Genomic DNA, 11,950 nt, shown 5'->3' with positions numbered 1-11,950 from the left:
GGGAAAGAGCGAGTTACTCGAGCGGCTGACCGACCTGAGTCGCAGAGAGATCTCCAAACTCCGCTATTCGGGCAAGACCTCGACACGGCGATCCGAGTCCTCACAGGTCATCGGGCTGATGGTTCGTCAGCTGGGGCAGCTGCTCATGCAGCCGATGATCGATGACATGTGTGACTTCCTCGACCGGACGGGCGTGCCGCACAGCGACAAACTGACGCTCTCCGTGACCGTAATCTAGCGGTAGTTTGTTGGGTCAGGTCGGAGGTAGAGGTGCAGGCCGTGGCCTGTTTCGCGGCTCAGGAGAGACTTCCGCCGACATGCGTCGTCAGGTCCTGAGCGGTCATCCGCCACCCTTCGACTCGCGCTACTCGTCGTCGTCGGCGTCCGGGTCGCGCAGCGGTCGGTGAACTCCGCTGGGGTCGGGCAGGTGGAAGCTGTAGTGCCCGTCGATGCCGATGTGGGCGCGCACGAACGCCGACAATCGCTCGACATCGGTGTCGAGCACCGGGTATCCGCCGGCTCGCAGCGCGGCGAGGGCGCGGTTCTCGTAGACGGTGTTCCACACGACGACGCAATTGAGCACCAATCCCAGCGCCGAGAGCTGGTCTTCCATGCCCTCGTAGTAGGCGCGGGTCATCTCGCCCTTGCGGCCGTGATAGATCGTGCGCGCCAGGTCGTGACGACCCTCGACGAGATTGGACTGGGCCTTGCCCTCGCGCCGGTAAGGTTCGTCGTCGGCCAGGCGCAGGATGTGCAGGGTCTTGAAGATCCGCCCGAAATGGGCGATGGCCTGGCCCAACGCGGTCGGCTGCCCGTCGCGGGAGATCATCCTGGTGACCTCGTGCGCCGACACCTCACCGGAGTGGATCGACACCGCGATCCGGCACATGTCCTCCCAGTGCGCGGCGATCTTGGCGGTGTCGATCACCCCGCGCGCCGCCTTGTCCAGCGGCCCGTAGTCGGCTCGGGCGTCGATGCGCCACAACCGCTGATCGGGCAGGTTCGCCAGCTGCGGCCGGTACTGGCGGCCGATCAGATGCAGCAGTCCGAACACGATGTCGGAATACGACCCGGTGTCGGTGATGATGACCTCCGGAATCCGCCCGCCGTGCTGGGACACGATCACGTCGATGGTGTGCAGCGAATCGCGAGGTGTTCCGCGCAGCACCTTGCCTGCCAGCCCGGCGGACTGGTCGTTGAGCATGTTCAACCAGGTGATGCCCAGTTTCCGGCCGAAGTACTTCGGGTTCGGGCGGGCGTTATGGGTGCGCACGGGCACCACGAACCGCATCCCGTCCACCGAGGCGACCAGCCCGCCGCCCCACGCTTGGGCCAGGGGGATGTCGGCCTGGGCGTCGACCAGCACGGCGTTGGCCGCCTCGATGGTCTCGGCCCGCACGTAGCACTGGTCGACGTGCAGCAGCCGATCCCTGGTCAGGGCGTCGACACCAGGCGTTGTCACCGGTTTGAACCCGACGTTCATCGCATAGGAACAGAGCACGGCCGCCACCGACAAGCCGAGGTCGGCGACGCGGGCCTCGTTGCCCGAGGTGTGGGTGAACGCCTCGGTGAAACCGGGATGCCAGCTCATCACCTCCGTGACCAGTTCCGGCAGGTCCACACGCGGGATCATCGCCTCCACCCGGCGGCGCAGGTCGACCAGCGACGCGGGCTCGGCCTTGGCGTCCAGCGCGGCGACGTGCAGTTTGCCGTCGGCGTCGATGCTGGCTGGGGTGTCCTCGCCCAGCCGTGCGGCCAACTCCCGATAAGCGGTCTCCAACGCCGTCGCGTGATCGGTCAGCAGCTGCGTCGGCGCGGCGGGCAGGCCCAGCGCGTTCATGCCGGCGTCACGCGCAGCCTCCCAGGCTTCGCCTGCCAGCAGGTGCGCCCGCGGGTCGCGCCACCGCGACGAACGCACCGCGAAGATGCTGCGGTGCTTGAGGTGTCGGTGGAACTGTTCCAACACGCAGATCGTGTAGGAGTTCCGGTCGACGGTGCCCTCCGGTCGGCCCGGCGTGTAGATCAAGCGCTTCCACGCGCCGACGATCAAGTCGTGGTCGACCTTGCGGGCGTCCAGCAGGTTTGCCGGGATCTTGCCCGACGACCTGGATGTCAGCAGCTCGGCGAGGGTCTTCATTGCCGCCAGGACGGCGGCGCCGTCACTGGTCGCGCCGAACTCGATCGTGTCCATCAGCATCGACAGGAACGGGCGGACCGTGGCGAACTTGCCGGCCAACTCGATCAACCGCTGCCCATCCAGCTCCGCGTCGTCGGCGGGCACCAGCTCGTCGACCGCCTGGACCGCGTGCCGCAACTCGGCCCGGGTGACGGTCTTCTCGATCATGTCCAACACCACGCCCAGCCCGACGTCCTGGTTGACCTCGACCATCTCCAGCAGCACCTTCACCGCTGCCGCGAGCTTGCCTGCGTTGCGTGACACCCTCGGATAGCGACGCAGCTTCTCCTCGCGAGACTCCCGCTCGGCCTTGGACAGAAGCTTCGTCGTCATCAACATGTCGAAGGTCTCCAACACGTCGTCGACCGCCCGCGCGCTCAACACAACGACCGTCGCGGCCAGCACCGCCAAGCGCTGCTCACGCGTGGGCAGCCGCCGCAGCGCGGCGGCCTTGCTCGCCAACCCGTAGGTCGCCAACCCCGTCAACCGACGCGGCGGGATCGCCCTCACGTCGATGCTGTCCACCCCGACCGCTTGCAGGTCGACAACCCTGCGCAGCGCCGCGAGCATCCCCTTCGACGACGCCTTGAACACGCCCTTGCGCAGCCGCTCCAGCTCGCTGACCTTCTGCCCGCCCTCCGCAGGAACCTCCAGCAGCCGCAACAAGGCAGACGCGGACTCCGAGGTCAGCTGCTCGCCGAGCTGGCGCCACAACCGGGCGTCCGCCGCGTTGCGGCCGTCGCCGATCAGCCGCTCCAACGTGGTGATCCCCGGCAGCAGCGCCTGACGCTTCCGCAGCCATGTCACTGCGTCGCCGAAGATCGCCTTCGGTCCGTCGCCGGTCATCCACGCCTGGTCGACGATCCACGACGTGAGCTCCGACTCCATCTCGCCGAACGGCTTGAGTCCGTACACCTGCTGGATTTCCCAGGCGTGTTCGAGCTTGGTCTTCTCCCGATCGGTGTACCGCTTCACCATCGACGGATCGGAGATCTCCAACTGCTCGGCCAGATACTCGATCAACGCGGGCGGGACATCCAGCGGATCAGCCAGGAACATTCCCAGGTGACGCACCGTCACCACCTGCACCGCGAACCCCAGACGGTTGTAGTCGCGCCGCCGCGCAGCGATCAGCCGCCGGTCCTCGTCATCCAAGTAGCAGTAACGCTCCAGCTCCTGCCGAGACAACGCACCGAACCGGCCATAGCCGCCCTCATCAGTCACGACGACATGAAATCACCTACAGCGCAAGGTCGCTCGGCGATTGCCCCTTAGCGCCGGATTTCGTCAATCTGCTCCCCGACCCCCGAAACAAGGCCGAAGTCGTCGCCGAACTGTGCCGAGGGATCGGCACCGGCGCGATCGTGGAGGTGGTTCGAGAAGGAATCACCCCGGACAATGTCGAGGACTTGGTTGCCTCGTCGGACTTGGTGATCGACGGCACCGACTACACCGTTCCCGATGTGGGGCTTCGGCTGGCTCGAACGGCACGCGGCGCCTCCGTATCTGTCGTTCTGGCCGTCGAGATCGGATTCGGGGTGTGGCACACAGTGATCCCTCCGGACGGAAATCGCTTCGAGCGGCTTCTCGGCTTGGCCCCCACCGTCACCTTTGATGACCTGGCATCGAGACGAGTCAGTGTCCCCCTCTGGCGGTGGGTATTGAGCATTCCCGCCTACATCGGTATGGACGTGCTCGCCCACGTCGAGCAGGGGCACTTGGAAGCGCCCGCTGTGGCTCCGGCCGTCGAACTCTCTGCCGCGGTGGTTTCGACGACAGCCATATCGCTTCTGGTTGGCCGACGCCCGCCGGCATCGGCTCCGCGTGTCCACCACTTCGATGCACGGACAGGCAAGGCGAAGACATTGCGCCCGTCGCGGGTGCGCTTCTATCTTTCTGCGGCCATCGCCTCGATTGGTCGATCGGTCGGCTGAACAAGGCGGTTGTCGTCGTGTTGTTTCGATGCCGGGGACGGCTTTAACTAGTCGAGAGTGATTGGCACACAACAGATCAAGGTCCGCATTTCACCCTTGGGTCTCGATCCATCTGCGGATCGTGACGGGCAGGTCGTCGTCCGTCGTCCGTCGGCGCCTCAGCCGATCGTCGGCGGCGCGAGGGTCAGTGCGGCTACTTCCGTTGCAGGAGTGGGATTTTCGGTCCGTGGTCTCAACCGTTGGAGTGGTGCGGTGGCGGTGACCTGCTCGTCCGGCCGCGGTGGCAGGTGGCGGTAGAGGGTGGATCGGGTTAGCCCGGTTTTGGAGGTAATCTCGGCGGTGGTGGCGCCAGCGTCGCGCAGTTGGAGGGCGTGGGCGAGCTGGGACTCGCTGACCACCGACGGGCGGCCGGTGCGCCGACCCTTCGCTGTCGCCACCGACCTGGCGTGGGCGGCGCGTTCGAGGGTGTAAGTGCGTTCCATCTGCGCGAACAGCGCGAGCAGCACGACGGCGAGTTGGGCCATCGGATCATCCGGGTTGCTCGAGTCGATCCGGATCGGGTCGGCCAGGTTACGGATTCCGACCCCACGCTCTCGCAGGTCGTGGATCAGGTTGAGAGTGTCGCGCACGTTCCGGCCTAGCCGGTCGAGTGTGTGCGTGACGATGACGTCGCCGTCGCGGGCGTACTCAAGTAGTGCGGTCAGCCCGGGGCGGTCGGTGGTGGCGCCGGACTTCTTGTCCACGTAGATATTCGCCGGGTCGATCCCCGCTTTACTGAGGGCGTCGATCTGCCGGTCGAGTTCCTGTTTGGTCGTCGACACCCGCGCATACCCCAACTCCATGCCCGGAGAGTACCGAAAGTTGTTCCCGTCTCGATTTTCCGACACGATGTTTTGGAATTAACTTCTAGGACATCATGAGCTGGGGTGATCCGATCTGGGCCGCCGGCCGCGTGTCCGTCCCAGAACCAAGGAAATGAGACTGTGCGCAGATAGGTTTGCGGCGATTCCTCATGTCGGCGAGATCAGGAAGGATCGGGAAGTTTTCTATGTCAGCCGCAGGACTTTGCGTCGGACGTCGCGGCCAAACTAGAGATGCGGTCATCGCGATATCCGCGCCAATGTCTGCATTTCTGGCAAGGCTCCGCCCCATAGTTTCTCTGCCACTGCGCGAGCTTGTGACTGGTGCAAACCCGCTCCGCCTAGAAGCATTTTGGGTTGGATTCGACTCATTATTCTGAATTTGTGAGCACTAATAGGTTATGAACAATGTTGTTAGACTTGTGCAATGTTGTATGGTTTTGCTTATGTCTGATGAAAATTTTCTGAAAGTTGCCGAAGCTGCTTCCTACGTGGGAGTTTCCGCGCAGACCCTTCGGCGCTGGGATCGTGATGGAACGCTGAGCGCGGTAAGGCGACCTGGAAGCAATTACCGCTATTACCGCCAAGCTGACCTTGAACCCTTTCGGCTGCAGTACCGACGCGCCGAGGAAGCCGCAGCGAGCGGGGCTGACAGCAGCGTCTTCGCGACAGCGAACGCTGATGTCGAAGCTAACGCATCCCTGCGGGAACCGCAGCGCGAAGCACACCGAGCGGTCCGGGAACATTTCTCGGCCGACAGGAGTCCTGCGATCGTGCAGATTCCGGTCGGCTGCGGAAAGACCGGCATCATGGCCACACTGCCTTTCGGCATAGCCCAAGGGCGAGTCTTGGTAATCACGCCAAACCTTACGATTCGAAAAGGCGTCGCCGACGCCGTCGATGTCACCAGTCCACAATGCTTCTGGACCAAGTTTCGGGTGCTGTCTGACTTCACGGCTGGCCCCTGGATGGCCGTGCTCGACGGACCGAATGCCAACCTCCACGACGCGATCGAAAGCGACTTCGTTGTCTGTAACATCCAGCAGTTGGCGAGTCAAGCCGACCGTTGGCTTCCCCAGTTCCCCGAAGATTTCTTTGACATGATTCTCGTCGACGAAGGTCACCACGCCGCCGCAGAGAGTTGGCAGAAAGTATTCCGTCGGTTTCCCAATGCGAAGGTCGTCAGTCTGACGGCGACACCGTTCCGCTCTGATCAGCAGCAACTCCACGGCGAGATCGTTTACCGTTACCCGTTCACTCGAGCGATGGTCAACGGCTACATCAAGCAGATCCACTCCCGCAACGTCGCGCCGTCGGAAATCTACTTTAACTACTCCGACGATAACCGCCGCCATACTCTCGAAGAAGTCCTTGAGCTGCGAGAAGAGGCGTGGTTCCGCCGTGGCGTTGCGCTTAGCCCCGAATGTAACCGTCACATCGTCGAGACCAGCATCCAGCAATGCGAGCGCATGCGGGCACAAACAGGTATCCAGCATCAAATCATCGCCGCGGCATGCTCAGTCGACCACGCCCGACAAGTTGCCAGCATTTACAACGAGTGCAACTACCGGGCCGCTGAGATTCACTCGGGGATGGACCCCGACAGCCAAGACGCCGTCATCGAACGGCTGCGGCGAGGCCAACTTGACTGCATCGTGCAGGTTCAAATGCTGGGCGAAGGCTTCGATCATCCACGACTTAGCGTCGCAGCCATTTTCAGACCCTTCCGCAGTCTTGCCCCGTACATTCAGTTCGTCGGCCGAGTCATGCGCGTAGTCCAGGAGTCCGCTCCCGAGCATCCTGACAATCAAGGCCACATAGTTTCGCACGTCGGGCTGAACAACGACGCTCGTTGGTCTGAGTTTCGAGAGCTTGACCTTGATGATCAAGCACTCGTTCACTCTTGGGTTGACGGACAGACTGACAACGATGCGGAGGGCGAAAACAGCGGTCCACGCGCCCGCCGGTTCGATGGTGGAATGCTGGTCGACAGCGAGATTCTGACTCGCTTCGTTGAACAGACCTATCTCGACCCCTCCGATGACCGAGTGCTGGACGAGATGCTCGACAAGGACATTGCGCCCGGGCTGAAGTTGGGTGACCTGGTCAGCCGAGACCAGCTCCGTGAACGCCTACTCGCGCAACAGGCAGCTGCAGAAGTGCAAGTTCCGCAATCGATCCCGGTCTCGCCGCAGCGTGCCCGCCAGTCAGCCAAGACCCGTGTCAACGAGCGCACAAAATCAGTTGCCAACCGTGTACTGGCAGATCTGAAGCTGCCACCTCGCGGTCACCAGCTCATGGTCGTGAGTCCGGGTCCGCGACAGCACAATTCCGTCATCGCGATTCGTCGTGTCGCTGCTGCTATCAATCAGGAAATTGGTATGCCCAACGGGACACGCGGTGAATGGTCACACGAACAGATGACCAGCATCTTCGATCGCCTGGACGAAATCGCTGATTCAGTTCGGGATTCACTGAGAATCCAACTCGATCAACGTAACTGAGCCGCAGCGAATAAGCAGATAGGAGTTGAAATGCCCGTCAAATCAGTCCTGCGACACATCCGAGTTGAAACGCCCCGAACAAACCATCAACGTAAATGCGCAGCGCACCGGACTGGCAAGCAGGCGCATTACATACTTGCCGGTGATACCCACCTCGTCATTGTTGAGGACGGCAAGGAGATCAGGTACTGCCCGGGCGCGGCCACTGAGATTCTCGACCGCGCCCGAATAGATCTGGAACTTCTCCGAAAACAACTCAGCGCGCTGGAGTAAGTCGCGTTAACGTATTGACACTCCGCGCTGGGCCGTCGATACCTACCTGGCCGCCCACCAGGATCACCCTCAGACGTGCCACCGTCACCGCGCAGCGCAATACCGGCCGTTCTGGTGTCCTAAATCTGGGTATCTGTTTGCACGAGTGCCGCACCGAGTCTGATCCGCTCGTGCAGCGGAAGGTCAAAGCACAGGCGCCGATAGTGAAAGCGCTGAAGTGCCTTCTAGATCGGTCCGATCCGCGAGATACCGGACCGATCTGAAATTCTCGAGAAAGTACTGATAAAGACCTATTTCTAACAATCTAGATTGTTAGAAACAACGGCTACCGGAGATCGGCACTCGCCTGTTACTGATCTTTCGGCTTCTCCTTATTCGAGCGAGTCGACTACCTTCATGGTCTCGACTGCCACGGTGGTGACACGCTTGATCAGGTCGACGATGTAGGCGGGGTCGTCGTGTTCGTCGCACCAGTCGTTGGGGTCGTTGACGATCCCGGAGGCTTTATCGGTCTTGGCTTGGTAGCGGTCGATGATCCACGCCAGCGCTGAACGCGAGCCGAGCATGTACCGCTCAGCCTCTTCCGGAATCCCTGAGATGGTGACCTTCGGGTTGTAGACGAGCGTGGTGCGGTCGTCTACATTCTTGCCGGTCTCGGGGTCTTTCTTCTTGCCCCACTTCATCTTCGAGACCCGCCACGTCTCACGGTCTTCGGCCGATGAGCCCGTCTTGAGTTGTACGTCAAGGGGATACGGATCGACGCTCTCGTAGCCGACGTGCAGATCTGCCAGGCGACGACCGGCGGAGAGCAACTGCTCGAACCGCTCTCGGGACTCGGGTGTCGGAATGTGCGGGAGCATCTTCTTCAGATCTGACGCGTAAGCCTGGCGATACGCCGGATCGTGCAGCAGGCCGTAGGCATAGAAAAAGATGTCGTCCTTGGTGACCTGGTTGCCAAACGCGTCCCGATAGAGCGCGAGGATTCCGTCAGTGATGTTGTCGATACGGCGGTATCCGTGCTCGTCGACCTGGAGTGTGTCGGAGGAAGCGAGATCGAGCTCGCAGTCCGGAGATTCGTACTTCTCGTAGGTCCAGCGGGGATAGAAGTTGACTGCGCTGATCCCGGCGGCACCGAGGTCCGGTATTGAATCAGTCATGAGGCACATGAACTGCGGAGCAAGGTTTCCTGGATTCGGGATGTAGATTCCGATGTTCCTGTGTTGCGGAGTCGGAAACATCCGGGGCAGCTTGCCTCGCCGATCGTTGAGATCGTCGTCGAAGTACGCGTACTGCTTGCAGAAGGGCCGATAGACGCTAACTCGGCGATGTTCGGACTGATACTGGAGGCGCCGGCCACGCTCAACTTTCGGAATCAACCCTGACGACCAGCTAATTCGCTTGTCGTTGTAGGACACAGTGTCCTTGGCGCCAGACTGAGAGCCGCTCTTCACCGCTTCTTCATAGGCGTCAACCTGCTCGTTGTAGAAGTCGACCGTGCCCTTGATTTTCTCTCCAAGGGCTTCGCGCGAAAATGCGTAAACCCAGGCATCCCTGTTGGTCTTCAATCCACCAGAGTAATCAGCGAAGAAAGTTGTCTCGATTCCCGCGGTCTTCTTGACTGCTATTGGTGTATATGCGCCGAATGCTGCGTTCCTTTGATCGACCCAGTCCCCTTCAGGATTTGGGTTGATACTGGCCCAGTCAATTGTGCTGAGGCTTGCTCCGCCAACAATCGCCAGCTTCTCCTCGCGACTCAGGTAGTCACCGATGTCGCGGTAGTGGATACGGCACGGTCCACTGTGAGAAGGATCCTTCACCGCAATGAGAACCGCAATCGTGGCCTGTGAGCCTTCGCCGAATACCTTGCCTCCCTCCTTTTTCCAGTCGCCGCGCTGGTTTCCTCTCAAGTTGTAGAGGTAGATAGTCGAGTACTCGTCGGCCAGTGACAAGCGAATTCCGTCGGCGGTGTTTCCGTTGATCCACCCTCCATTTGTCACATAGGCGACTACGCCGGAGTCACCGATACGGTCCGTCGCCCACCGGATCGCCCTAATGTACGAGTCGTACAGCTTGCTCTTCAATGTCGCAGTCGACTTCGCCGCGTACGAACTCTGGATGGCGCGGTCGAGCGTGGGATAGGCGCGATTCGCATTGTTTTCGCTGGCATTCGATTGCCCAGCGGAGTACGGCGGGTTTCCGATCACGACGTTGATCGGGGTGGCGTTCTGGCGGATGATGCGATCGTTGTTCTGCGGGAACATCTCGGAGTCGAGGCTGTCACCGTTTTCGGTGATCTGAAAGGTATCGGCGAGGACGATACCCTCGAACGGCATGTATGTTGCGTCGCCGCCCTGATCGACGAGCGCGTGGTACGTGGTTTCGATGTTCACAGCCGCCACATAGTAGGCGAGGAGCGTGATCTCGTTGGCGTGCAACTCGTTCGTGTACTTACGCGCCAAATCTTCGGGGTTGATCAGCCCGGACTGCAGCAACCGCGTCATGAACGTACCGGTTCCCGTGAACGGGTCCAGGACATGCACGTCTTCGTCGGTCAGACCACGCCCGAACGAATCCCGCAAGGCTGCGTCGGCGGCGCGGAGGATGAAGTCGACGATCTCCACCGGCGTGTAGACGATGCCGAGGGCGTCGGACTGCTTCTTGAACCCGATCTTGAAGAATCGCTCATACAGTTCTGCGATGACTTTCTGCTTGCCTTCGGCGCTGGTCACCTCGGTCGCGCGGACGCGGACGGAGGCGTAGAAGCCGTCGAGGCCGGCGGTTTCCGCTTCTAGCCCGGTGTCGTCGAGGGTATCGACCATCGACTGCATCACCCGCGAGACGGGGTTATGGGAGGCGAAGTCGTGCTCTGCGAACAAGGCATCGAATACCGGTTTGGTGATCAGATGCTGCGAAAGCATGCTGATCGCGTCGTCGCGGCTGATCGAATCGTTGAGGTTGTCGCGCAGTCCGGTGAGGAACCGCTCGAACTCCTCGGCGACTGAGGTGTCGGCGCCGGCGAGGAGGGCGTTGATGCGGGTGATCTGCGCGGCGGCGATGTCGGAGACGTCGCCGGCCCAGTCTTCCCAGTAGGCGCGGGTGCCGACCTTGTCGACGATCTTCGCGTAGATCGCTTCCTGCCATTCGGAGAGGGAGAACAACGCCATCTGCGTTGCCATCCCCCCACCGGAGTCTCCGGTGGGGGTGGCACCTTCGGCAGAATCTGCACTGGTGGAAGCGACGTCAGCACTGCTTCCACTGCTACGGCTGCCGTTGTCGAAGCTCTCGCCGACCTCGACGAGGGGTCCGATGTGCCCACCGAGTAGGCGATCGTTGCCCTTACCGTCCTTCTTGTCCGAGGTGGCGTTCAATGCGATGGAGTTGACCATCGCATTGAACCGATCATCATGCGCGCGAAGCGCATTGAGTACCTGCCAGACGACCTTGAACCGGGTGTTGTTCGACAACGCCTCGGACGGGCTGACACCGGCCGGAACCGCAACGGGCAAGATGATGTAGCCGTAATCCTTGCCGTCGGATTTGCGCATCACCCGGCCCACGGACTGCACCACATCGACCTGAGAGTTGCGGGGGTGCAGGAACATCACCGCATCCAACGCCGGTACGTCGACTCCTTCGGAGAGGCAGCGGGCGTTGGTCAGGATCCGGGCTTCCCCCTCTGGCAGGGGGGCTTTGAGCCAGGAGAGTTGCTCGTTGCGTTGTAGCGCATTGAACGTGCCGTCCACATGGTGCACCGAACACGTCAAGTCCAGGTTGGTGGAATCGACAGTGCGCCCGTCATTTTCGCTGCCCTCGAGTAGATCGCGGTAGGCATCGACAACAGTGGGGAACACTTCGGCGACCTGCTTGGACGCGGCGATGTCCTTCGCGAACGCGACCGCGCGGCGCATCGGCGCCGCACCCGGTGCGAAGCCTGTTCCTTCGGGGGTTTCGCCAGCACGCTTGGCCAGTGCATTCCAGCAGCCGATGATCTTCGACGCGTCGTCGAGCCGTAGTTCGCTGTGCACCCCGGCAAGCTGATCCTGCAGCGGCGCTGCCACCAGGGATTCGTCGACGGTCAGCACGATCACTTTGTAATCGGTGAGCAGACCTCGCTCGACGGCCTCACCGAATGAGAGTCGGTGGAACTCGGGACCGTAAACGGTTTCGTCGTCCATCGAGGTGAGCTCGGCGGAATGCTCTTCC

Annotated in this window: 6 protein-coding genes and 1 pseudogene; 3 read left to right on the top strand and 4 right to left on the bottom strand. The window is 61.6% G+C overall.

Annotation, left to right across the window (positions count from 1 at the left end; genetic code table 11):
- A pseudogene (locus A2J01_RS36555) lies at positions 1-238 on the top strand (TetR/AcrR family transcriptional regulator); the annotation flags it as partial.
- 126 nt (positions 239-364) lie between these two features.
- On the opposite strand, the gene A2J01_RS24460 reads toward A2J01_RS36555, so the two are convergent.
- The gene (locus A2J01_RS24460) at positions 365-3,400 is read right to left on the bottom strand and encodes a Tn3 family transposase (protein WP_011331220.1); all 3,036 of its coding nucleotides are present in this window, start codon (positions 3,398-3,400) and stop codon (positions 365-367) included.
- 11 nt (positions 3,401-3,411) lie between these two features.
- Here A2J01_RS24460 and A2J01_RS24455 point away from each other — a divergent pair, with 11 nt between their 5' ends.
- Positions 3,412-4,110, top strand: a complete 699-nt coding sequence (locus A2J01_RS24455; RefSeq protein ID WP_082900950.1) for a ThiF family adenylyltransferase — start codon at positions 3,412-3,414, stop codon at positions 4,108-4,110.
- 158 nt (positions 4,111-4,268) lie between these two features.
- On the opposite strand, the gene A2J01_RS24450 is transcribed toward A2J01_RS24455, so the two are convergent.
- Positions 4,269-4,952 carry a recombinase family protein gene (locus tag A2J01_RS24450; RefSeq protein WP_081377648.1) on the bottom strand — a complete coding sequence of 228 codons (684 nt, stop codon included), beginning with the start codon at positions 4,950-4,952 and terminating at the stop codon, positions 4,269-4,271.
- 464 nt (positions 4,953-5,416) lie between these two features.
- On the opposite strand from A2J01_RS24450, the gene A2J01_RS24445 reads away from it, so the two are divergent.
- Entirely contained in the window at positions 5,417-7,474 is a 2,058-nt protein-coding gene (locus A2J01_RS24445) for a DEAD/DEAH box helicase (RefSeq protein ID WP_178377376.1), read from the top strand.
- Positions 7,475-7,516: 42 nt separating this feature from the next.
- Here the strand turns inward: A2J01_RS24445 and A2J01_RS36015 are convergent, their stop codons facing one another.
- Both A2J01_RS36015 and A2J01_RS24435 read right to left on the bottom strand, forming a co-directional pair.
- Positions 7,517-7,729: a hypothetical protein gene (locus A2J01_RS36015; protein ID WP_143173140.1), complete on the bottom strand. Its 213-nt coding sequence runs from the start codon at positions 7,727-7,729 to the stop codon at positions 7,517-7,519.
- A gap of 389 nt (positions 7,730-8,118) precedes the next feature.
- On the bottom strand, positions 8,119-11,950 hold a 3,832-nt coding region (locus tag A2J01_RS24435; protein ID WP_064113776.1), incomplete at its 5' end, for a type ISP restriction/modification enzyme.

The sequence above is a fragment of the Rhodococcus sp. EPR-134 genome (assembly GCF_001647205.1).
Classification (GTDB): Bacteria; Actinomycetota; Actinomycetes; order Mycobacteriales; family Mycobacteriaceae; genus Rhodococcus_F; species Rhodococcus_F qingshengii.
Note: the sequence above shows the minus strand (reverse complement) of the source record. Positions and strands in the feature narration are given on the sequence as shown.

What these genes read in the sequence shown, in the direction of transcription:
- A2J01_RS24450 (WP_081377648.1), bottom strand. Translation starts at nt 4,952, where the DNA reads ATGGAGTTGGGGTATGCGCGGGTGTCGACGACCAAACAGGAACTCGAC.
- A2J01_RS24445 (WP_178377376.1), top strand. Translation starts at nt 5,417, where the DNA reads ATGTCTGATGAAAATTTTCTGAAAGTTGCCGAAGCTGCTTCCTACGTG.